The sequence below is a fragment of the Nonomuraea sp. NPDC050451 genome, assembly GCF_044458585.1.
In genome coordinates this window covers 105970-127637 of the sequence record NZ_JBITHZ010000005.1, presented here as the reverse complement: position 1 = coordinate 127637, position 21668 = coordinate 105970, and the positions used below count along the sequence as shown (strand labels likewise).

Annotated in this window: 17 protein-coding genes and 3 pseudogenes; 11 read left to right on the top strand and 9 right to left on the bottom strand. The window is 70.1% G+C overall.

What is annotated here, in order from left to right; all coding sequences use genetic code 11:
• Positions 1–4 precede the first annotated feature (4 nt).
• From ACIBI9_RS19060 to ACIBI9_RS19050, 3 genes and pseudogenes are all read right to left on the bottom strand, one after another.
• A pseudogene (locus ACIBI9_RS19060) lies at positions 5–205 on the bottom strand (FAD-dependent monooxygenase); the annotation flags it as partial.
• A 283-nt stretch (positions 206–488) separates the two neighbouring features.
• Positions 489–992 (bottom strand): annotated as a pseudogene (locus ACIBI9_RS19055) (FAD-dependent monooxygenase); the annotation flags it as partial.
• Positions 993–1014: 22 nt separating this feature from the next.
• Complete coding sequence (locus ACIBI9_RS19050) at positions 1015–1602, bottom strand: malonic semialdehyde reductase (protein ID WP_397223447.1); 588 nt, start codon at positions 1600–1602, stop codon at positions 1015–1017.
• A gap of 145 nt (positions 1603–1747) precedes the next feature.
• Here ACIBI9_RS19050 and ACIBI9_RS19045 point away from each other — a divergent pair.
• From ACIBI9_RS19045 to ACIBI9_RS19025, 5 genes and pseudogenes are all read left to right on the top strand, one after another.
• Positions 1748–2074: pseudogene (locus tag ACIBI9_RS19045) on the top strand (flavin reductase family protein); the annotation flags it as partial.
• 24 nt (positions 2075–2098) lie between these two features.
• A complete protein-coding gene (locus tag ACIBI9_RS19040) occupies positions 2099–2611 on the top strand; it encodes an NADPH-dependent FMN reductase (protein WP_397223446.1) in 513 nt (170 codons plus the stop codon).
• Positions 2608–3567 (top strand): PDR/VanB family oxidoreductase, encoded by a 960-nt coding sequence (locus ACIBI9_RS19035; RefSeq protein ID WP_397223445.1) that lies wholly within the window; start codon positions 2608–2610, stop codon positions 3565–3567. Before ACIBI9_RS19040 ends, ACIBI9_RS19035 begins: the two co-directional genes overlap by 4 nt.
• A 37-nt stretch (positions 3568–3604) precedes the next feature.
• Positions 3605–4816 (top strand): cytochrome P450, encoded by a 1212-nt coding sequence (locus tag ACIBI9_RS19030; RefSeq protein WP_397223444.1) that lies wholly within the window; start codon positions 3605–3607, stop codon positions 4814–4816.
• A gap of 60 nt (positions 4817–4876) precedes the next feature.
• Positions 4877–5302 (top strand): nuclear transport factor 2 family protein, encoded by a 426-nt coding sequence (locus ACIBI9_RS19025; RefSeq protein ID WP_397223443.1) that lies wholly within the window; start codon positions 4877–4879, stop codon positions 5300–5302.
• A 4-nt stretch (positions 5303–5306) separates the two neighbouring features.
• Here the strand turns inward: ACIBI9_RS19025 and ACIBI9_RS19020 are convergent, their stop codons facing one another.
• From ACIBI9_RS19020 to ACIBI9_RS19000, 5 genes are all read right to left on the bottom strand, one after another.
• Complete coding sequence (locus ACIBI9_RS19020; protein WP_397223442.1) at positions 5307–6308, bottom strand: LacI family DNA-binding transcriptional regulator; 1002 nt, start codon at positions 6306–6308, stop codon at positions 5307–5309.
• 37 nt (positions 6309–6345) lie between these two features.
• Positions 6346–7425 carry a glycoside hydrolase family 172 protein gene (locus tag ACIBI9_RS19015; RefSeq protein WP_397223441.1) on the bottom strand — a complete coding sequence of 360 codons (1080 nt, stop codon included), beginning with the start codon at positions 7423–7425 and terminating at the stop codon, positions 6346–6348.
• Positions 7426–7436: 11 nt separating this feature from the next.
• A complete protein-coding gene (locus ACIBI9_RS19010) occupies positions 7437–8234 on the bottom strand; it encodes a carbohydrate ABC transporter permease (RefSeq protein ID WP_397223440.1) in 798 nt (265 codons plus the stop codon).
• The gene (locus ACIBI9_RS19005) at positions 8224–9174 is read right to left on the bottom strand and encodes a carbohydrate ABC transporter permease (protein WP_397223439.1); all 951 of its coding nucleotides are present in this window, start codon (positions 9172–9174) and stop codon (positions 8224–8226) included. Before ACIBI9_RS19005 ends, ACIBI9_RS19010 begins: the two co-directional genes overlap by 11 nt.
• A 177-nt stretch (positions 9175–9351) precedes the next feature.
• The gene (locus ACIBI9_RS19000) at positions 9352–10701 is read right to left on the bottom strand and encodes an ABC transporter substrate-binding protein (protein ID WP_397223438.1); all 1350 of its coding nucleotides are present in this window, start codon (positions 10699–10701) and stop codon (positions 9352–9354) included.
• 940 nt (positions 10702–11641) lie between these two features.
• Here ACIBI9_RS19000 and ACIBI9_RS18995 point away from each other — a divergent pair.
• The 6 genes from ACIBI9_RS18995 to ACIBI9_RS18970 are packed head-to-tail and all read left to right on the top strand — an operon-like array spanning position 11642 to position 20410.
• Positions 11642–13057 carry an L-fucose/L-arabinose isomerase family protein gene (locus ACIBI9_RS18995; protein WP_397223437.1) on the top strand — a complete coding sequence of 472 codons (1416 nt, stop codon included), beginning with the start codon at positions 11642–11644 and terminating at the stop codon, positions 13055–13057.
• Positions 13047–15449: a glycoside hydrolase family 172 protein gene (locus ACIBI9_RS18990; protein ID WP_397223436.1), complete on the top strand. Its 2403-nt coding sequence runs from the start codon at positions 13047–13049 to the stop codon at positions 15447–15449. The genes ACIBI9_RS18995 and ACIBI9_RS18990 overlap by 11 nt, the downstream gene beginning before the upstream one ends.
• Positions 15446–16951, top strand: a complete 1506-nt coding sequence (locus ACIBI9_RS18985) for a sugar ABC transporter ATP-binding protein (protein ID WP_397223435.1) — start codon at positions 15446–15448, stop codon at positions 16949–16951. Before ACIBI9_RS18990 ends, ACIBI9_RS18985 begins: the two co-directional genes overlap by 4 nt.
• Positions 16948–18003, top strand: a complete 1056-nt coding sequence (locus ACIBI9_RS18980; RefSeq protein ID WP_397223434.1) for an ABC transporter permease — start codon at positions 16948–16950, stop codon at positions 18001–18003. The genes ACIBI9_RS18985 and ACIBI9_RS18980 overlap by 4 nt, the downstream gene beginning before the upstream one ends.
• Entirely contained in the window at positions 18000–18971 is a 972-nt protein-coding gene (locus tag ACIBI9_RS18975) for a substrate-binding domain-containing protein (protein ID WP_397223433.1), read from the top strand. The genes ACIBI9_RS18980 and ACIBI9_RS18975 overlap by 4 nt, the downstream gene beginning before the upstream one ends.
• Positions 18971–20410 carry an FGGY-family carbohydrate kinase gene (locus ACIBI9_RS18970; RefSeq protein ID WP_397223432.1) on the top strand — a complete coding sequence of 480 codons (1440 nt, stop codon included), beginning with the start codon at positions 18971–18973 and terminating at the stop codon, positions 20408–20410. The genes ACIBI9_RS18975 and ACIBI9_RS18970 overlap by 1 nt, the downstream gene beginning before the upstream one ends.
• Here ACIBI9_RS18970 and ACIBI9_RS18965 read toward each other — a convergent pair.
• Positions 20407–21384, bottom strand: coding sequence for a LacI family DNA-binding transcriptional regulator (locus ACIBI9_RS18965; RefSeq protein WP_397223431.1), 978 nt, complete (start codon positions 21382–21384; stop codon positions 20407–20409). The genes ACIBI9_RS18970 and ACIBI9_RS18965 overlap by 4 nt on opposite strands.
• Positions 21385–21668: the final 284 nt, after the last annotated feature.

Below are 21668 nucleotides of genomic sequence, written 5' to 3'. Positions count from 1 at the left end.
CCTCGGGATCGTCGCGTTCGGCATCGAGCCATCGCGCGAGGACGTACGCGTCCTCGAACGCCTGGGCGGCCCCCTGACCGGCGTTCGGCAGCATCGGATGCGCGGCGTCGCCGATGAGCTGGATCCGGCCGCGGCCCCAGTCGCGCGACGGCCGGCGGCCGAACAGGCCCCACTTGGAGCAGTCCGTGACCGCGTCCAGCAGCATCCGCAGCTCGGGCGCGGCGCCGGGGAAGCAGCCGCGCATCTCGTCCGGGTCGCCCTTGATGCGACCAGCCTTCCTCGACCCAGGAGCCGGCGTCCGACTGCGTGGTGATGTTGATGACGTTCGTGCCGCGCAGGTAGTAGGTCATGATGTGGCAGCCCTTGCCGATCCAGCCGCAGAAGCCGTGCGGGCCGAGGAGGTCAGGGGGGAGGGCGCTGCCGTCGAGCAGCGCGCGCCACACCATCTGCCCGGTGAAGCCGGGTTCGTCGCCGCCATACAGGCATTCCCGGACCCGGGAGTGGATGCCGTCCGCGCCGATGACGAGGTCCGCCCGGTGCCGGACGCCGTTGGCGAAGTCGAGCCGCACACCGCCGGTGTCCTCCGCCACCGCCACGCACTCGTGGCCGAGGCGGACCCGGGCCGGATCGACGGCTCGGGCCAGGACGTCGAGCAGGTCCGCCCGGTGGAACAGATAGTAAGGTGCGCCGAAGCGCCGCGTCGCGTCCCCGGACCTGCCGAAGCCGGTCTCGGCGAGCTGTTCGCCCGTGTACATCGAGCGCTGGATCTGCCCCGTGACGACATTGCCCACCCGCGCCAGGTCCGCGCCGAGGCCGATGGCCGTCAGCGCCTTCGTCGCCTGGGGCCTGATGTTGATCCCGGCCCCGACCTCGCCCAGCCGGGCCGCCCGCTCGAACACCGTCACGTCGAAGCCCGCCCTGGTCAACGCCACGGTCGCGGCCAGGCCGCCCAGGCCGCCGCCGACCACGGCGATCGACAGATTCTTCGCCATCTCTCTCCTGTCTTCCTGCTGGTCAGAGCCAGCTCACGACATGGCCGGCCGGAAGGCGGGGCAGCCGGGGCGGTGCCGCGTCCGGCCTCGGATAGCCCAGGTTCACCAGCAGCAGCGCCCTGAGCGGCTGCGGGTCCAGGAACTCCTTGGCCACGGCGCCGGCGTCGAAGCCCGCCATCGGGCCCGCCGACAGGCCGACGGCCCGGGCCGCCAGCACGAAGTAGCCGATCTGCAGGGCCGCGTTGAACCGGGCGTGCCCCTCGCGATCGGCCCTCTCCAGGAACTCCCGCAGATCCGGCTTCCCCGGGAACAGCTCCGGCAGGTGGTCGTGGAACCGCAGATCCGCCGCGAGCACGCACGTCACCGGCGCCTGCCGGGTCTTGTCCCGGTTCCGCTCGTCCACCAGGGGGAGCAGGCGCGCCTTTCCCTCCGGCGAACGGACGTACGTGACGCGCAGCGGCTGGCTGTTCCACGCCGTCGGCGGCCACCGGGCCAGGCTCCACAACTCCGCGAGCACCTCGTCCGGCACCGGCTTGTCCGAGAAGGACCGGACGGAGCGCGCCTCGGAGAAGAGCAGCTCGCGCCCGGCGCTGTCGAGCCCGTCGCTCACCGCTGATCCTTCGCCAGCCGGGACCGGACAGGGTTGCGCAGCGGCGACAGGCCCGTGATCTCGACCCGGACGTCGTCGCCGTCCACCAGCTGCTCGCCCCGGGAGTGACCGACGCCCGCGGGAGTGCCGGTCGTGCGTCCAGCACACCTCCACCACCTGGCCGCTGCTCGCCGACCTCCCCCGGATCGGGCTTTCCGTGCTCGGCAGCGGACAGGGCGCGACCTGCCGCCAGCTCGCGTCGAAGTCCGGAAACCGCTTCGAGGGCGTCGCCCTGACCGCGACCGACGACGGCGCGGTCCTCCTCCACGAAGCCGTCGCCTGGATGGAGTGCTCGATCCACGAGGTCGTCCCGGCCGGGGACCACGACCTCGTCCTGCTGAAGGTCGAAGCGGTGCACGTCGAGCCCGGGGTCCCGCCGCTGGTCTTCCACGCCAGCGCCTTCCACTCGCTCGCCGCCCCGGCCGCCTCCTGACCCGTCCCGTTCCGAGGAGTATCCGTGACCGTCACCGTAGTCGCCGGCAATCCCAAACCGGCCTCACGTACCCTCGCCGCCGCGACCCTGCTCGCCGAGAAGCTCGCCGGCCGCGAGCCGGGCGCCGGCGCCGACCACACGATCGACCTGGTGGAGCTCGGCCCGGGGCTGCTCGGCTGGGGTGACGAGTCGGTCGCCGCCGCCGTGCGGACCGTCCAGGCGTCCTCCGTGGTCGTGTTCGCCAGCCCCACCTTCAAGGCCACCTACAGCGGCCTGCTCAAGCTGTTCCTCGACCAGTTCGCCGGCGGCACCGGACTGCAGGGCGTCGTCGCCGTCCCGCTCATGCTCGGCGCCGGTCCCGCGCACGCGCTCGCCCCCGAGCTCACCCTCAGGCCCGTCCTGTCGGAGCTCGGCGGCACCTGCGCCGTGCCGGGCCTGTACCTTCTCGACTCCACGTACGCCACCGATCCGGCCGTCGGCCGTTACGCCGAACGCTGGGCCCCCGTGGTCCGGGCCCTGGCCGACCTGAAGCCGTGACCGGCACGCTGATGGCACCTGTCGAGGCTTTCGAGATCACGGCCAGGCGAGAGCGGGCCGAAGGCGTCGTCGAGATCGTCCTGGCCCACCCGGGCGGCGGGTGGCCGCCCGACTGGGCACCGGGAGCGCACATCGATCTGGTGCTGCCGAACGGGCTGATCCGGCAGTACTCGCTGTGCGGCGACCGCTGGGACGCCCGCGTCTACCGGATCGCCGTGCTCAGGGAGCCGCGGGGCCGCGGCGGATCCGCCTACGCGCACGACGAGCTCCGGGTCGGCGACCGGGTCGGCGTGGGCGGGCCGCGCAACAACTTCCCGCTGGTGCCCGCGGACGGCTACCTGTTCGTCGCGGGCGGCATCGGGATCACCCCGATCCTGCCCATGATCCAGCAGGCCGACCTGCTCGGCGCCGACTGGAAGCTGCTCTACGGCGGCCGGCGGCGAGGCTCCATGGCCTTCCTCGAGGAGCTCGCCGCCTACGGCGACCGGGTGCGCCTCGTGCCCGAGGACGAGCTCGGACTGCCGGACGTCACCGCGTGGCTGGCCCGGCCCCGGCCGGGGACCAGGGTCTACTGCTGCGGTCCGGCTCCGTTGCTGGCCGCGGTCGAGCGGGCCTGCCGGCCGTGGCCGCCGTACACCCTGCATGTCGAGCGCTTCTCCGCCAAGGAACAAGGGGCCCCGGCCCGCGACACGCCCTTCGACGTCGAGCTGAGACGGTCCGGCAGGACCGTCACGGTCGGCCCCGGCACCTCCGTGCTCCAGGCGGTGCGCGCCGCCGGCGTCGAGGTGCTGTCCTCCTGCCGGCAGGGAACGTGCGGCACCTGCGAGACCACCGTGCTCGACGGCGTCCCCGACCACCGGGACTCGATCCTCGCTGATCGGGAGGAGGAGGCCGCCGACTGCATGTTCATCTGCGTGTCCCGCTCGTGCACCGACCGGCTCGTGCTGGACCTCTGACCTGTCGACATTTTGGGTGACACCCTGGGAGACGACCGTGACCGACCTTCTCGACCGCCCGGGCTCGCCGCCCGTCAGCGACGCCGACCCGTTCTGCCACGAGGTGCTCGAAGAGCCGGGGCCGCTGCAGGCGGCCCTGCGCGACGCCGGGCCCGTGGTCCACCTGACACGCTACGACGTCTACGCGCTGGCACGCTACGAGCACGTGCACGCCGCCCTGGTGAACTGGCAGGAGTTCCAGTCCGGAGCGGGCGTGGGGCTGAGCAACTTCCGCCACGAGAAGCCCTGGCGCCCGCCGAGCCTGCTGCTGGAGGCCGACCCGCCCCGGCACGACGCGCCACGCCGCGTGCTCACGGCGATCCTGGGGCCGCGGGTGCTGCGCAGGCTGCGCGAGCAGTGGTTCGCGGCCGCGGAACAGCTCGTGGAACGGGTCCTCGACGAGGGCGCTGCCCTGGACGCGATACCCGGGCTGGCCGAGGCCTTCCCGCTGCGGGTCTTCCCCGACGCCGTCGGCATCGGGGAAGAAGGCCGCGAGAACCTGCTGCCCTACGGCAACTTCGCGTTCAACGCCTTCGGCCCGGCCAACGACCTGGTCGTCGAGGCCGCGCCGCACATGCCGCGCTGGGCCGGCTGGGTCGACGCGCAGTGCGCCAGGGACAGGCTCACGGCCGACGGCTTCGGCGCGCGGATCTGGGCGGCGGCCGACCGCGGCGAGATCACCCACGAACAGGCGCCGCTGGTCGTCCGTTCCCTGCTCACCGCGGGTGTCGACACCACCGTCCACGGGCTCGGCGCGGTGCTCTACGCGTTCGCGAGCAACCCCGGGCAGTGGCAGCGGCTGCGCGGGCGGCCCTCGGCCGCCCGGGTGGCCTTCGACGAGGCCGTCCGGTGGCAGTCACCGGTCCAGACGTTCTTCCGTACGGCGACAGCCGACGTGAGCGTCGGCGGGACGACGATCCCGGCGGGGAAGAAGATCCTCATGTTCCTCGGCGCGGCCAACCGGGACCCGCGCCGATGGGCCCGGCCCGACGACTTCGACCTGTCCCGCGACCCGTCCGGCCACGTGGGCTTCGGCATGGGCCTGCACCAGTGCGTCGGCCAGCACGTCGCCCGGCTGGAGGCCGAGGCCCTGCTCACCGCGCTGGCCCGCCGGGTGACCCGCATGGAGCTCACCGCGCCCCCGATCCGGCACCACAACAACACCCTGCGCGCATGGAAGTCGCTGCCCCTTCACCTGCACATCCGCTGACCGCCGCGCTTTACCTTGGAGGTAATCGACGTCCCGTGCCATTGCCGAGAGGGTTGCGGCATGAGTACTGACACCCGTGACGTCGTGGAAGAGCTGCTGCGCAGGATGGCCAAGGGCGATCATCCCCGCACCGCGGAGTTGTTCGCCGAGCCGGTCGACTGGCGGCTCGACTGGCCTGCCGAGGGGCATGCCGCGGTGCCGTGGATCCGGCCTCGGTCCAGCCGCGCCGACGTGGCGGACCATTTCCGGTCGCTGGAGGCCCACCACGTGCCCGAGCTGAACGGCACGTCGGTGACGCGCATCCTGGTCGACGGGACGCACGCCGTCGTGTTCGGGGAGATCGCGCAGACGGTACGTGCCACCGGCACCGCGTACACCTCACCGTTCGCGCTGCACCTCACGGTCGAAGACGGGCTCGTCACCCGCTACCACATCTTCGAGGACAGCCTCACGGTCGCGCGAGCCCTCGGCGGAGCCGAAGGTTGAGCTGTCAGCCGTGCCGGGGGCGGGAGCTCTCGCGGGGGTGCAGTTCCGTCTGCAGCACCATCCGGGTCGCCGGCCGGGCCGGGTTGTCGATCCGGTCGGCCAGCAGCTGCGCCGCCGCCCGCCCCAGCTCGTACGTCGGCTGCCGGACCGTGCTCAGCCCGGGCCGGAACAGCCGGGCCCACGGGATGTCGTCGAACCCGATCACCCCCACCTGCCCGGGGATCGGCACCCCCCGCTCGGTCAGGCACTCCACCGCCCCCACCGTCATGAGGTTGTTGGCCGCGAACACGGCGTCCATCTCCACCCCCTCGTCCAGCAGCGCGGCCATGGCCGAGTAGCCGCCCTCCTCCCGGAAGTCCGCATGCCGCACCAGGGCACGATCCACCGGCACGCCGGCCGCGCGCAATGCTCGATGGTAGCCGCGCAGCCGCCGCATGGCGGTGGACATCCGCCGCGGCCCCGTGATGCACGCGATCCGCCGGTAGCCGGACGACAGCAGGTGCGCGGTCGCCATCTCCGCGCCCTTCTCGTTGTCCACCAGCACCGCGTCGACCTCGGTCTCGGCCAGTTCCCGGTCGATGGTGACGACGGCGGTGCCGGCGGCGACCAGGGCGGAGAGGTCCGTCGAGTCGTCCGCCGGAGAGATGATCACGCCGGCCATGTTGTCGGCCAGCGCCACCGCGATGTACTCGGCCTCCCGATCCCGGTTCTCGTCGGTGTTGCACAGCACCACCGAGTACCCGAACTGCCGCCCCCCGTCCTCCACCCCCCGTACCAGAGAGGTGAAGAACGGGTTGCCCACGTCGGAGACCAGCACCGCCCACAACGTCGTCTGCCTGCGCCGCAGATTGCGCGCCACCCCGTTGGGGCGATAGTCGAGCTCCCGTACGGCCGCGAGCACCCGCGTCCGCAAGTCCGGGTTGACCGTGGAGCGGCCGTTGAGCACGCGGGAGACCGTCGCGGCGGAGACCCCGGCGTGCCGCGCGACATCTTGGATCTTGATCAACCTCGTCCCATCTGGAGACACGGGCAGGGGAAATCGATTACGCAGGCGGGAACGGCAACCGCTCCGCCACCGGCGCGAGCCCGAACGGCTTGTGCGGCAGCGTCTGGTACCAGTACGCGACCGACGAGAAGTCGTCCGAACGCTTGTTGGCGTGGCCGTGCTCGATCGTCACCCTGATGGACTCGGTGAACGTGATCGGGTCCTCGACGTGGAAGCGGTAGAGGGAGATCTCGCCGCTCCAGTTGTCCCCGCCGGGCAGGGTGATGCCGTGGTACGGCGCGTGGTAGGTCTGCGTCGGGCACCAGGCGGTGTTGAAGTAGTCCTCGGTGCCGGTGCCGTGCAGCGAGGGCGGGAACGGCTCCCCGTCGATGAAGATCATGTCATCGCCCTCGCCGTACCAGTTCCAGTCGCTGGTCTCGCGCAGGTTGCGGATGTTGAGCACGCAGCCCACGTAGTGGCCGCGGCCCTCGGCGTCGAGGATGACGTAGTTGCCGTCGCCCGTGTCGTTGATGCCCTCGACCTGATACTCACGGTTGCTCTGCGTGCCCTGCGGGACCCCGTCGGTGGGCCGCTCGCGCCGCCACTGCGCGTGGAAGTAGCCGAGGTCCTCGGCTGCCGAGTCGAACAGCTCGTAGTCGACGTAGTAGTAGAAGAAGACCGGCTCGGCCGACAGCTCGCTGATCAGCTCCACCTTCGCGCGGCTCGCGAACGGCATGTGGAACCACGAGTTGAAGCTCTTGCCGTCCTGCGGGCTCATCTGCAGCGGCGCGGAGACGAAGTTCGCGGTCTTGGCGTGGCCCATGCCGAAGAAGTCGCCGAGCGGCACCAGCACACTGGGGTGCTCCTGGTCGTCCCAGGTGATCTTCAGCACGAGCCTGCGCAGGTAGTCGACGTCCACCGCGTCCGGCACATCCTTCAGCGGGAGCGCCACCGTGCACCAGATGTGGTTGATCGAGCCGGGGCCCTCGATGTCGGCCAGGGTCACGGTGGTGCCGGCCGGGACGGTCAGCCGGTCTTCGTTGCCGCCCGTGCGGTCGTAGCTGGAGACCCGCTTGCGCCTGGAGGCCCGCAGGCGGGGCAGGTCACGCAGGCTGCTGCCGTGGTTTCCGTAGCTCATATGCTCCTCATTCACTTCAATCCGGAGGTCTTGATCGCCTCGACCAGGCGGCGCTGGCCGAGCACGAACGCGATCAAGGTGGGCACGGCCGCGATCACCGTCGCGGCCAGGACGTAGTTCCAGGCCGAGCCGTACTGGCCCTGGAGGGTGGCGATGCCGACCTGCACCATGCGCAGCTCGGGGTCGCGGGTGGCGGTCAGGGGCCAGAGGAACGCGTTCCAGTTGGCCAGGAAGAACAGCACGGCGAGCGAGGCGAGCACGGGCCGGCTGAGCGGCACGACCACCTGCCACCAGCGCCGGAAATATCCGCATCCGTCGAGATCTGCCGCCTCTTCGAGCTCGCGCGGGATCGTCAGGTAGTACTGCCGGAGCAGGAAGATCCCGAACGCGTGGAAGATCGCCGGCAGGATCAGCCCCGCGTACGTGTCGAGCAGCCCGAGCTGTCTGGCCACCAGGAACAGCGGCACGAGGATCACCGGCAGCGACACCAGCAGCGTGGAGACGATCATCGAGAAGATCACCTGCCGCCCGGGGAAGCGCAGCCGGGCCAGCGCGTAGGCGGCCATCGAGTGCAGCACGAGCGCGACCACCGTCACGGCCACGGAGACGACGAGGCTGTTGAGCATGTACCTGCCGATGGGCACCTCGGTCAGCACGTAGAGCAGGTTGTCCAGGGTGAAGCGGCTGGGCGGCGCCACCTCGAACAGCTCGTCCGCCGGCTTCAGTACCGTCACCAGCAGCCAGACCAGCGGCGCCACCGTGATGGCAGCCAGCACGTACCCGACGAGGGCGCGCAATCTAACCGACATCGAACCTGCCTCCCTTCGTGAGCCCGAACATCAGCCCCGTGGCCACGACCAGGAACCCGACGACGACCGTGGTCAGCGCCGCCGCGTAGCCGTAGTTGTTGAAGGTGAAGGCCTGCTGGTAGATGTAGAAGACCACGCTGGACGTGCTGTTGGCCGGACCGCCCTTGGTCAGCACGTAGACGAGGTCGAAGGCCTGCAGGCCGGTCACCGCGCCGACGGTCGAGTTGACCAGCACGAAGAAGCTGGTCGGCCGGAGCAGCGGCCAGATGACGTGGCGGAAGCGCTGCCACGAGGTGGCCCCGTCGACGCGCGCCGCCTCCTCGTACTCCTTGGGGATGTCCTTGAGCCCGCCCAGCAGGATCAGCATCTGATACCCCATGAGGAACCAGATGCTGATCACCACCAGCGACCCGAGCGCCAGCGCGGGGTTGCCCAGGAACGACACGTCGCCCAGCCCCACCGGCCGCAGCAGAGCGGGCACCGCGCCCTGCTTGTCGGCCAGCAGGAACTGCCACACCACGCCGACCACGACGAGGCTGATGACGTGCGGCAGGAAGAACATCGTGCGCACCAGGCCGACGCCGGGGAAGTGGTCGCGGACCAGCAGCGCGAGCCCGAGGCTGACGACGAACCCGATGGGGACGAAGGTCACCATGTACGTCAGAGTGACCTTGACGCTCTGCCAGAGCTGCGCGTCCTCGGCCATCTGGCGGAAGTTGTCCAGGCCGATGTACGTGTAGCCGCCGAACCCGTCCACGCTGAACAGCGACACGCCGACGGCCAGCACCATGGGGAGGCCGACGAAGACGAGCAGGCCGAGCAGGTCGGGCGCGACGAACGCGTACCCGGCCAGCGCCTCTCTCCTGCGCCGGGTCCATACGCGGGGCGCGGCCGCGGCCTCGCCGCCGACCGCCGTACCCGGATCGACCAATGTGGCCATGGCTACCGCCTTCCGCTCAGGGGCCCTGCCGCCGGGTGCCTCCGGCGCGGTTTCACTGGGAGGCCTGCCCCCAGCCGGACCGTTGCGGCGCGGCCGGAGGGTCGCGTCGCCGAGGTCCGGCCGGAGCATGACCGCACACCGGACTGCTGTGCCTGTGGCCTCGCGCCCGCGAGGGCGTCAGAGCATGGCCGCACCCTTGTAGCCCTTCAGGAAAGTGTCGATCTTGGCGGCGGCGTCCGCCGCGGCCTTGGCCGGGTCCACCGCGCCGAGCTGGGTGGCCTGGATGGCGTCCGAGACGGCCTTGTACACCTCGGGCGTGTAGCGGGGCTCGCCCCGGCCGCCCGGCACCACCTGCTCCAGGAACACCTTGAGCGCGGGCTTGTCGAACGCCCCCGCCGCCTTGGCCGCCTCCTGGACGGACTTGCGGGCCGGCAGGTTCGTCTTGACGACCGTGTTCCACTGCCGGCCGCGCTCGACGCCGGCCGCGTCGGTGGCGCCCAGTGCCCAGGCGATGAACTTGGCCGCCGCCTCCGGGTGCGCTCCCTTGGCGTTGGCCACGAACGCCCACCCGCCGATGTCGGTGGTGTAGGTACCGCCTTCGGGAACGGGAAGCCGGAACACCCCGTATTTGAAGTCCTTCTTCTCCTGCTCCAGCTGCGACACCGACCAGATGCCGCTCTGCTGCATGGCGACGTACCCACTGGCGAGGTTCGCCGGCGCGTTGCCCGCGCCGTCGCCCTGCGGCTTACGGGGCGCGACCTTGCTGTTGACCGCGTCCTGCCAGAGCTTCAGCGCCTGGTGAACGCCGGGCGCGTTGAACCCTGCCGCGCCGTTGCCCGGCACGGCCGAGCCGCCGGCCATCCACATGAACGGGTACCAGGTGAAGTTCTGGTAGTAGCCGGGGATGGTCTCGAAGAGGAGGCCGAACCGGTCCTTGGTGGTCAGCTTGGCGGCCACGTCCAGCAACTGGTCCCAGGTCTGTGGGAGGTCGCCCTCGGCCAGCTTCGCCTTCTCGAAGGCGTCGACGCTGTAGTACATGGCCAGCGGCTCTTGTTCCATCGGCAGGCCGTAGATCTTGCCGTCCACCTTGCGCGTGTCGAGCACGCCGCCGTCGAAGTCGGCGATCTGGTCGGGCTTGAGGTGCGGCGTGAGGTCGGCCAGCACGCCGCCGTTGTGGTACCTGAGAAAGTCGCCGGGGCTGAGCAGGAAGATGTCCGGCCCCTGACCGGCGGAGAACGCGGTCTGCAGCGCCGTGCCGGCGAGATACTCGGAGACGGGCAGGTAGTGGAGCTTGACCTTGACCTCGTTGTTGGCGTTCCACGCCGCCGCCAGGTCGGTGAACCACTTGCTCTGCGCGTCGCCCTGCGGGTTGGGGCCGTAGAAGTTCCAGAACGTCAGCTCTTTGGCGTTGCCGCTCTTCCCGCCGCCCCCGCACGCGGACAGCAGCGGTGCCGCCATCGCCGACCCTAAGACGACGGCGCCGCCACGCAGCAGAGATCGGCGGGTCACCCTCTCGAAAGCCGACATGTCGCATCCTCCTGATCTTGCAGAGAGCTCGAGGCGAGCAATCGATTTCTCAGAAAGGTAGGGCTCGGGACGGTCAGCGTCAAGAAGTTCCTGCTACAGCTTGCCGAATCCGGGAATCGATATCTCCCCGAGACCTGCGGGCACACCATCGGGTTCACGACGGCGCGTCGCCCGTCGTGGTGGTGTCGCCGCGACGGGGCTCATGGTGGTCGGACGGTGAGTGGCGGCCCGCGCTGACGGCTGCCCGTGTGGTGCGGCACTGTTTCGCGGGAAGCGGCGGCGCTGCGCCGGCGCCTTCGACGCTGACTGGACCCGATGGCGGCGACCCGCCGAGCAGTCGATCGCCCTCGACAGGGACGAGCGCAGGCCGCGAGGCAAGATGATCGTCGAGGTCCTCGGGTGTGGCCTGCTCGTGCTCGCCGGCATCGAGTTGCTCGGCGAAGCCGGGCCGGGAGCCGCCCGAAGCCTCGCCGCCCGAAGACGCCCGCCGGCTTTCCGGGGCCGGAAGGGAGATGCTCGGCTGCCGCGTAGTCGTCGATGCGTGCGTCGCTCGCGGCGATGAGCAGGTCGATGTCGCTACGGTCGTCGGCGGGACCGGCTCCCGGCGAGCCGACCAGGTCGGCGTCGGCCGCCAGCGGGTCGTCGTCGAGGGCGGCGGTCGCCGGCGGGTCGTCGTGGAGAGCGTCGGTCACCGGCGGGTCGTCGTGGAGGGCGGCGGTCAGGGCGCCGAGCCGGCTGGGGCGGATGGCGGCGGCCTTGGGACGACGTGTTCACGGGTGCCGGTGCGGTGCGCTGAGGCGTTGCTGGGCCCCTTCGAGAAATCGGTTCACCGTTGTGATTCTGTGATGTGAAGCGGGATTGACGGTCCGAAACGCGAGATCTAGGTTGAGGGAAATCGATTTCTGAGCAATCGATTTCTCAGTTGCATGGAGGACAACCCGTGGCACGTATCGGAGTGCTGAGCATCTCGGACGGGCGGGACTTCGTCGCCCGCGATCTCGTCGAGCACATTACCCAGGCCACCACCGCCCTCGCGGAAGCGTTGCGCAAGGAGGGCCACGAGGTCATCGTGGCGCCGGAGATCGTGTGGACCAACGAACTGGCCACGTCGCAGGCGCGATGGCTGGCCGATCGCCGGCCCGATCTGACCATTTTCAACTACGCGGTGTGGGCCTTCCCGCATTTCACCATGCTGGCCGCCGAGTCCACCCCGGGGCCGCTGCTGCTCATGGCGAACATCGATCCCGCGCAGCCCGGCATGGTCGGCATGCTCGCCGGCGGCGGCGGGCTGGACCAGATCGGCCGGGTGCACGCCCGCGCCTGGGGAGACATCGATGACCTCACCGTCAGGGAGCGCGTGCTGACCGAGGTTCGGGCCGCCCAGGCGGTCAGGGGCCTGCGCGGCTCGACGTTCGGCCGGATCGGCGGCCGGCCGATGGGCATGTACACCGCCGTCGCCAACACCGACCAGTGGATGCGTACGTTCGGCGTCGACGTCGAGGAGATCGACCAGTGGGAGATCGTCCGGCGGAGTGAGAACGCCTCCCAGGCGCGGGTCACCCAGGCCCGCCAGTGGCTGGAGGCCAAGGGGAACGTGCACTACGACGGCAGGCAGCTCACGCCGGACCTCCTCGAACGCCAGATCCGCACGTACTACGCGATGCGCGAGCTCATCGACGAGTGGAACCTGGACTTCTCCGGCATCAAGGGCCAGCCCGAGCTGACCACCCACTTCTGCACGATGGACCTCGCCGAGGCCTTCCTCAACGACCCGTACGACTGGGAGGGCCCGAAGGACACGCACGTCTGCGCCACCGAGGCCGACATGGACGGCGCGCTGACGATGCAGATCCTGAAGCTGCTGAGCGGCGACCCGGTGCTCTTCGCCGACGTCCGCCACTACCACGCGGACAAGGACGTCTGGGACCTGTGCAACTCCGGCCAGCACGCCACCTGGTACGCGGCCAGGTCCGACGACCCCGAGGAGAACCTCGCCAAGACGCACTTCTACCCCGAGGTGTTCTTCTTCCCGGCCGGCGGCGCGAGCGTGCACCACCTCGCCGCGCCCGGCGCCGCCACGTTCGCCCGCCTCACCCGCAGGGACGGCCAGTACCGCATGCACGTGATGCGCGGCGACTTCGAGCTGTACGACGACGCCACCAACGAGGCGATGGCCCGGCAGTCCACGTTCGAGTGGCCGCACGCGTTCACCAGGCTGCACGTGCCGGCCACCGAGTTCCTCGGGCGGTTCGGCTCCAACCACATCCATGCGGTCCCCGGCGACTACATCGCCGAGCTCGAAGCGGTCTGCAAGCAGCTGGGCGTCGAGTTCGAGGGGTTCGGCGATGCGGCTTAGTCCTCTCATCCTCGCGGCCGCGCTCGTCCTGGGCGGGTTGACCGCACCGGCGCAGGCGCAGGCGAGCGCCAAGGGCCCCGTCGGGTGGGACGTCTACCGCAGGCTCGACCGGCTGCCCGAGCTGCCCGTCGGCGTGCAGACCAAGCAGTTCTCCGGGTTCGACCGCACCGGCGACAACAACGACGGGTTCGAGGGCACGTACTCGTGCCTGAGCACCACCACCCAGGGCTGCGTGATCGCCGAGCACACCGGCGCCGGTGAGGTGCAGGCCATCTGGTTCACCAGGGACGGCGGCGACGTCACCAGGACCGGCAGGATCACCATCGAGCTCGACGGCAGAAAGGTGGTGGAGGCGAGCCTCCAGGACCTGGTGAACGGCAAGCTCGGCGCCCCCTTCGCCTACCCCTTCGTGGGCAACGCCGACCAGAGCTCCGGCGGCGTCTACATCGAGGTGCCGATGCCGTTCACCCGCTCGATGCGCATCACCACCGAGCACAACCCGCTCTTCCACCACGTCAGCTACCGCACGTTCGCCGACGCCGAGGGAGTGAGCACGTTCGACCCGGCCGACAAGGCGCAGGACATCATCGACCGGCTCAAGGCGGGTGGCGACCCCAAGCCCGCCATCCCGGGCGCGCGCTCCCAGGACGCCGCGATCCGCCTGGCCCCGGGCCAGTCGGCACGGATCGCGCGCACCCAGGGCGCCGGCCAGCTGTCGGCGATCAAGCTGAGGCTGCCCCAGGCCGAGCAGGTGCTGCCGAGGACCGAGGCCGACGAGGGCCGGGCGTTCGGCGCGAACGGCTCCAGCGAGTTCACGGTGAAGATCGATCCCGCCAACGACGGCGTGCGGTTGACCAGGCGCATCGACCCGGCCATCGGCAGGCAGGTCGCCAAGGTCCTGGTGGACGGCCAGGAGGTGGCCCAGTGGCCGCCGAGCAAGCCGGGCGCCGCCGGGATGTGGGCCGACGAGGTCGTGCACCTGCCGACCGGTGCCACCAAGGGTAAGTCGCAGATCACGATCAAGAACGTGTTCGCCTCGTCGGACCTCGACTACAACGAGTTCACGTACTGGGTGGACAGCGCCGGCAAGCGTACCGACACCGTGGACGTGGGCGACGCGGCCGATGAGGCCGCGCACAACTACAAGATCGTCGCGCAGACCTGGCAGGGCGAGCGGACCTTCGCCTTCCCGATGGACCAGGCCCAGCTCGCCAAGGTCAGGACGGCGCAGGAGATCCTGCAGGGGCTGCGGCTGCGGATCACTTTCGATGGCCGGCGCACGGTCGACTCGCCGGCCGGCGAGTTCTTCGGCAGCGGGCACGCGATGCTGCCCGTCAAGTCGCTCATGTACGACATCGACGCCAAGACCAGCACACTCACCGCGTGGTGGCCGATGCCGTACCGGACGGGCGCGACGGTCGAGCTGTTCAACGACTCCGGCCGCACGATCGAGGGCCAGGCGACGGTCACGTCCGCCAACCGCCCGGTATCAGGAAATGTCGGATATTTCAGAACGCAGTCCCGCGCCGGCGGCACCACCCCCGGCACGAGCTGGCCCTTCCTGCGGGTCTCCGGCGCCCAGGGCAAGTTCGTCGGGGTCAGCCACACCATGCGCGGCCCGACCACCCGCAACTACCTGGAGGGCGACGAGCGCGTCTACGTGGACGGCTCGCGCTCCCCGCAGATCCACGGCACCGGCACCGAGGACTTCTACCAGGCGGGCTGGTACTTCAACCGCGAGACCTTCAGCACCCCCTTCCACGGCAACACCGCCCACCTGGCCCCGGCGACCGGCTGCCCTGCCGGCGACGACTGCACCGGCGCGTATCGGCTGATGATCGGCGACGCTGTGCCGTTCGCGGGCTCGCTGACGTTCGACATCGAACACGGCTGGACGAACGACGTCGAAGGCGTCTACTCCTCCACCGCCTACTGGTACGGCTCGGACCGGAGCGCCACAGTCCAGACGGACTCGCTGACCGTCGGCGACCCGGCCAGCGAGCGGCAGCACGGCTACACCGGCCAGGGCGAGGTCACCACTCTGGACTCCGCGTTCGAGGGTGACTTCAGGAACCCCGTCACGCTCAAGGCCACCCAGCGGGTCACGCAGGCCCCGGTCACGTTCAAGCTCACGATCGACCGGAACAACCAGGGCGTCGAGCTGCGCCGTACCGGTGACCAGAGCGTCGCCGGGCAGCACGCCGAGGTCACCGTCAACGGGCGGAGACTGGCCGACTGGGTGCAGCCGCTGGGCAACCGGACCCGCAGGTGGCTGGAGGACGTCTACCAGATCCCGGCGGGCGTCACCCGCGGGCAACGGGAGATCACCGTCCAGCTGACCCCGAAGACCCCCTGGTCGGCGGCCTCCTACACGGCGTGGAGCCTCAGGTGACCACCGTCCTGGCGATGCGGGCCATCGGCAAGTCCTTCCCCGGCGTGCGGGCCCTCGACGGGGTGTCGCTCACCGTGGCGGAGGGCGAGGTGGTGGCCCTGCTCGGAGAGAACGGCGCCGGCAAGTCCACGCTGATGAACATCCTGGCCGGGGTGTTCAAGGACTACGAGGGCGAGATCGAGATCGGCGGCGAGGTCGCGCACATCCACTCGCCCAAGGACGCGCGCCGGCACGGGATCGCCATGATCCACCAGGAGCTCAACCTGGTGCCCGAGCTGTCCATCGCCGACAACATCTTCCTCGGGCAGGAACGCGCGATCCTCGACCGCAAGGCCACCGAGGCGCGCACCGCCGAGCTGCTGCACGGCGTCGGGCTCGACCTGTCGCCGCGCACGATCGTCAAACAGTGCAAGATCGCCGAACGCCAGCTCATCGAGGTGGCCAAGGCCCTGTCGCAGAACGTCTGCGTCCTGGTCATGGACGAGCCCACCTCGGCCCTGGCCGACGCGGAGGTGCACCGGCTGTACGAGGTCATCCGCGACCTGACCGGGCGCGGCGTGGCCGTCATCTACATCTCGCACCGGCTGGAGGAGCTGGAGGAGATCGCCGGCCGGGTCGTCGTGATGCGCGACGGCCAGTACATCGGCGAGCGCTCCGGCGTCAACCGGGACGAGCTCATCCAGATGATGGTCGGCCGCCCCCTGGGCGAGATGTTCCCCCGCGCCGACGGCGGCTCCACAGGTGGGGAGCTGCTGAAGGTCGAGGGGCTGTCGGTGCCCGGCGAGCCAGGCTCAGGCCGCACACCGCTGCGTGACATCTCCCTGTCCGTACGGGCGGGAGAGATCGTCGGCGTGGCGGGCCTGATGGGCGCCGGCCGCAGCGAGCTGCTGGAATCGATTTTCGGCCTGCACAGGGCGGCTGCCGGAGAAATGACCCTGGGCGGCCGGCCGTACCGGCCGAAGAGCCCGAGGGGCGCGATCCGGCGCGGCGTCGCGCTGGTCGCCGAGGACCGCAAGGCCCAGAGCCTCGTGCTCGGCAACACCATCGGCTTCAACGCCAGCCTCCCCTCGCTCAAGCGGTTCCTGCGGTTCGGGGTCGTGGACGCCAGGCGCGAGCACGCGGCCGTCGAACAGAAGGTACGCGAGCTGCGCGTCAAGGCCCCCGGCACCCGGTTCACCGTCGGCAATCTCTCGGGCGGCAACCAGCAGAAGGTCGTGCTGGCCAAGTGGCTGCTCACGGCGCCCTCGCTGATCCTCATGGACGAGCCCACGCGTGGCATCGACGTGGGCGCCAAGGCGGAGATCCACGCGCTCATGTCGTCGCTGGCCGCCGAGGGCAAGGGCGTGCTCGTGGCCTCCTCCGAGCTGCCCGAGCTGCTCGCCATGTGCGACCGGATCCTCGTGCTCTGCGAGGGCCGCATCACCGCCGAGTTCCCGAGAGGCCAGGCGACGCAGGAGGCGATCCTCGAGGCCGCCATGGCAAGACAGCAGGTGACCATATGACAACCGTGAAGACCGCGCCGCCCGTGAAGGCGCCGGAGGAGAGCCGGATCCGGCGCACGCTCTCCGCCCTCGGGGCCGCGCAGGCCTACATCGGCCTGGTGCTGATCCTCGCCGTCGGGATCGCCACCAAGGGCGAGATGTTCCTGAACGAGACCAACCTCACCAACGCCATCGGCGCCTTCGCCTCCCGCGGCATCCTGGCGGTCGGCGTCACGCTGGTGATCCTGACCGGCGGCATCGACCTGTCCGTGGGGTCGCTGCTGGGCATCGCGTCGATGACGGCCGCGATGATGCTCGCCAAGTTCTCGCTGGAGCCGTGGCAGATCGTGCCGATCTGCATGGTGGTGGGAGCCCTCTTCGGGTTCCTGAACGGCGCCGGCACGGCCTGGCTGCGCATCCAGTCGTTCGTCATGACCCTGGCGATGCTCTCGGTCGTACGCGGGCTCGACCGGCAGGTCAGCGACAACGTCAGCGTCGGCACCCAGATCGCCGGGCCCGACGGGAAGCTGACGCCGCAGGCGGAGGCGTTCCAGCTGTTCGGCACCCCTGGGCACAACCTGTTCGATCGCATCTACTATCCGGTGCTGGCCTTCATCGTGGTCTGCATCGTCTTCCACCTGATCCTGACGAAGACCCGGTTCGGCCGGCACGTGTACGCCGTCGGCGGCAACCCCACCGCGGCCCGCCTGTCCGGGGTCAACGTCACCGCGGTCACGATCGCCGTCTTCACACTGTCCGGCATGCTCGCCGGCTTCGCGGGACCGATCGACGCCGCCTACAGCGCCTCGGCCGACCCCCAGGCCGGGCAGTCGTTCGAGCTGGACGCCATCGCCGCCGCCGTCATCGGCGGGGCGTCGCTGGCGGGCGGCAAGGGCACCATCGCCGGCACGTTCGTGGGGGCGCTCATCCTGACGCTCCTGGACAACGTGCTCGGCCTCAACGCGGTCAGCGACAACTGGCAGCTCGTCATCAAGGGACTGATCGTCGTCGTGGCGGTCGTCCTGCAGCGTCCCGATCTCTTCAAGATCTTCCGAGGAGGGTCTCGATCATGAAGAAGACCATCACCATCGTGCTGTGCGCACTCCTGGCCGCCGCGTGCGCGTCCAAGACGCCCGCGCCGTCGGCGTCGTCAGGTGAGAAGAAGAAGTTCGTCGTCGGATATTCGCAGTCGAACAACGCCGAGCCGTACCGGGCCCAACTCAACCTGCAGTTGCAGCACTTTTTGAAGAAATATCCGGACATCGAGCTGCTGCCGATCGCCGACGCCAAGCAGTCGAGCGCCACGCAGGTCTCCCAGGTCCAGAACTTCATCACCCAGAAGGTCGACGCGCTCATCGTCTCGCCCACCGAGCCCGCGCCGCTGACGGCGGCTGTTCAGCAGGCGTGCGACGCGAAGATCCCCGTGATCGTCCTCGACCGCACCGTGAACACCGACTGCTACACCGCCTTCATCGGCGGCGACAACGTGCTCATCGGCAGGAAGGCGGGGGAGGAGGCGGTCAGGCTGCTGCCGAACGGCGGCAACATCGTCGAGCTGCGCGGCATCATGTCCAACCAGCCGCAGATCGACCGCGACAAGGGCTTCCGCGAGGCCATCGCGGCCAACCCCAAGATCAAGATCATCGCCGACCGCGAGGGCAAGTGGGTGAAGGAGCAGGCCACCCCGATCATGCAGCAGTGGCTCGCCCAGCACCAGCAGATCGACCTCGTGTACGGGCACAACGACCCGATGGCGCTGGGCGCGTACCTGGCGGCCCAGGCGGCGGGCAAGGCCGACAAGATCAAGTTCATTGGCATCGACGGCCTGGCCATCCCCGACGGCGGCATCCGCGCGGTCCAGCTCGGCCAGCTCTCGGCCACGTTCATCTACCCGACGGGCGCGCAGGAGGCGGCCGACACCGTCAACAAGATCCTGCACGGCCGGCAGGTCGAGAAGAAGCAGGTGCTCGGCACGACCCAGGTCACCAAGGACAACGCGGCCGAGCTCTACAAGCAGTTCGACCTGTCGGGACAGAACTGATGTTCCTCGGGATCGACATCGGCACCTCCAGCTCCAAGGGGGTGCTCGTGGCGCCCGACGGCGCGGTCGTGGCGACGGCGGTGCGCGAACATCGCACCGCCTCGCCGCGGCCGGGCTGGTTCGAGCACTCGGCGCAGGACGTCTGGTGGGCGGACTTCACCTCGATCGTGGAAGAGCTGGCCCGCCCGGACGTCGCGGCCGTCGGGCTGAGCGGGATCGGGCCGTGCGTGCTGCCCTGCGCGCAGGACGGCACGCCGCTGCGCCCGGCCATCCTGTACGGGGTGGACACCCGGGCCACGGCCGAGATCGCGGCGCAGACGTCCCGGTACGGGGCCGCCGCGATCCTGGAGCGGTGCGGGTCGCCGCTGACCTCCCAGGCGGTGGGGCCGAAGCTGGAGTGGCTGCGCACCCATGAGCCCGAAGTGTGGGCGCGGACCCGGCGGATCTTCATGGCGCATTCGTGGCTGGCGTACCGGCTGACCGGCGCGTACGTGCTGGACCATCATGCGGCCAGCCAGTGCACGCCCCTGTACGACACCCGTGCCCATGAGTGGATCACCGACTGGGACCTCTTCCCGGAGCTGGAGCTGCCCGCGCTGGCGTGGAGCGGCGACGTCGTCGGCACCGTGACGGAGGCGGCCGCCGCCACCACCGGGCTCCCGCAGGGGATCCCGGTGGTGGCAGGGACGATCGACGCGTGGGCCGAGGCGCTGAGCGTCGGGGTGACCTCGCCGGGCGACGTCATGCTCATGTACGGGACGACGATGTTCCTGGTCGAGGTGCTGGCCTCGCGGGCCGTCTCGCCGCAGTTGTGGGGGACTGCGGGGGTGTCGCCGGGGACGTACAACCTGGCGGCCGGGATGGCCACATCGGGGGCTGTCACCGGGTGGCTGCGCGACCTGACCGGAGCCTCGTTCGAGGCCCTCACGGCCGAGGCGGCCGCGGTGGGGCGCGGGGCGGAGGGGTTGCTGATGCTGCCGTACTTCGCGGGGGAGCGCACGCCGCTCTTCGACCCGGACGCGCGGGGGACGCTCATCGGCCTGACGTTGCGGCACGGGCGCGGGCATCTGTACCGGGCCGCGCTGGAGGCGACCGCCTTCGGGGTGCGGCACAACCTGGAGGCCATGCGGGCGGCGGGCGGGTCGGCCAAGCGGCTGGTCGCGGTGGGCGGCGGCACCAAGGGCGGGCTGTGGACGCGGATCGTGTCCGACGTGCTCCAGCAGGCACAGGTCCTGTCCACCCACACGGTGGGTGCCGCTTTCGGTGATGCCATGCTCGCGGCGCAGGCGTGCGGCGTCTCGTGTGAGGGCTGGAACCCGGTGGCGTCCGTCGTGGAGCCCGACCCGGCCGCCGCCGAGGACTACACGCGGTTGTACGGGCTGTACCGCGACCTGTACGACTCCACCTCCCACCTCGCCCACGAGCTCGCGACCCGTTAACGGGGGGTGGAGCTCTGGCGGGGATGGAGTTCGGCGGGCAGGACGATCGTGGCGGCCTTGGCGGCCGGTGTGGCGATGCGGTCGACCAGGAGGCGGGCGGCCATGCGGCCCAGCTCGTACGTCGGCTGCGTCACCGTCGAGGGCGACGGGCGGACCAGGTCCGCCCACGGGATCTCGTCGAAGCCGACCAGCCCGACCTGTCCGGGCACGTCCACGCCGCGCTCGGTCAGGCAGCGCAGCGCGCCCACCGTCATGAGGTTGTTGGCCACGAAGACCGCGTCGGGAGGCTCGGGGGAGGACAGCAGTGCGGCCATGGCGTCGTATCCCCCCTGTTCGCGGAAGTCCGCGCGCACGATCAAGGGGGGAGTGGGCAGGGCGGCGGTGTAGCCGCGCAGGCGAAGGTCGGCGGTGCTCACGCCCTCGGGTCCCGCGATGCAGGCGATGCGCCGGTATCCGGCGGCGAGCAGGTGCTCGGTGGCGGTGCGCGCGCCTCCTTCGTTGTCGACCACCACCGTGTCGACGGCGCCCCGGGGCAGTTCCCGGTCGACGGCGACGACCGGGATGGGCGAGTCGATGAGGGTCTTGGCGGCCTTGACGCTGCCCGAGGAGGAGATGATGACGCCGGCCATCTGCTCGCTCAGGGCCGCCGCGACGTAGGTCTCCTCCTTGGCCGGGTCTTCGTCGCTGTTGCACAGCACGACCGAGTAGCCCTCCTGCTGGGCGACGTCCTCGATGCCGCGCACCATGGCGGTGAAGAACGGGTTGCCGATGTCGGAGATGATCACGGCCCAGAGTGTGGTACGGCTGCGCCGCAGGTTGCGCGCGACCGCGTTGGGGCGGTAGCCGAGCTCGCGGACCGCCGTGAGCACCCGGGCGACCATGGCCGGGTCGACGGTCCGGGCGCCGTTGAGCACGCGGGAGACGGTGGCGGCGGACACGCCGGCCTCCCGCGCGACATCGTAGATAGTGGGCATCGCACCAAGTTTCTACCATCGCGGAGCCCCGTACCCCCTCCTCGCGCAGGTCGGGGCTGAGGTCCTGGTCCAGGAATCGCTTTCCAATCATGATCATACTTCCACATTTCCTGAAACATTGAAATGTGCCACTTTAGCTGGGCAAATGCTCGACTTAAATCCTGACAAATCAAGGCTTGACGGCTGTCAGGTCGCGATTGTACGTTGATCCAGAAATCGATTGCTCAGATTCTCTTCTCCCTCCACCCCCCACCTCACGGACTCCTGACTGCCATGCGCTCAGG

Bases quoted from the DNA above. Each gene is read 5' to 3' on its own strand.
- ACIBI9_RS19025 (WP_397223443.1), top strand. From the start codon at position 4,877: ATGAGTACTGACACCCGTGACGTCGTGGAAGAGCTGCTGCGCAGGATG.
- ACIBI9_RS19015 (WP_397223441.1), bottom strand. From the start codon at position 7,425: ATGAGCTACGGAAACCACGGCAGCAGCCTGCGTGACCTGCCCCGCCTG.
- ACIBI9_RS19010 (WP_397223440.1), bottom strand. From the start codon at position 8,234: ATGTCGGTTAGATTGCGCGCCCTCGTCGGGTACGTGCTGGCTGCCATC.
- ACIBI9_RS19005 (WP_397223439.1), bottom strand. From the start codon at position 9,174: ATGGCCACATTGGTCGATCCGGGTACGGCGGTCGGCGGCGAGGCCGCG.
- ACIBI9_RS19000 (WP_397223438.1), bottom strand. From the start codon at position 10,701: ATGTCGGCTTTCGAGAGGGTGACCCGCCGATCTCTGCTGCGTGGCGGC.
- ACIBI9_RS18990 (WP_397223436.1), top strand. From the start codon at position 13,047: ATGCGGCTTAGTCCTCTCATCCTCGCGGCCGCGCTCGTCCTGGGCGGG.
- ACIBI9_RS18980 (WP_397223434.1), top strand. From the start codon at position 16,948: ATGACAACCGTGAAGACCGCGCCGCCCGTGAAGGCGCCGGAGGAGAGC.
- ACIBI9_RS18975 (WP_397223433.1), top strand. From the start codon at position 18,000: ATGAAGAAGACCATCACCATCGTGCTGTGCGCACTCCTGGCCGCCGCG.
- ACIBI9_RS18970 (WP_397223432.1), top strand. From the start codon at position 18,971: ATGTTCCTCGGGATCGACATCGGCACCTCCAGCTCCAAGGGGGTGCTC.
- ACIBI9_RS18965 (WP_397223431.1), bottom strand. From the start codon at position 21,384: ATGCCCACTATCTACGATGTCGCGCGGGAGGCCGGCGTGTCCGCCGCC.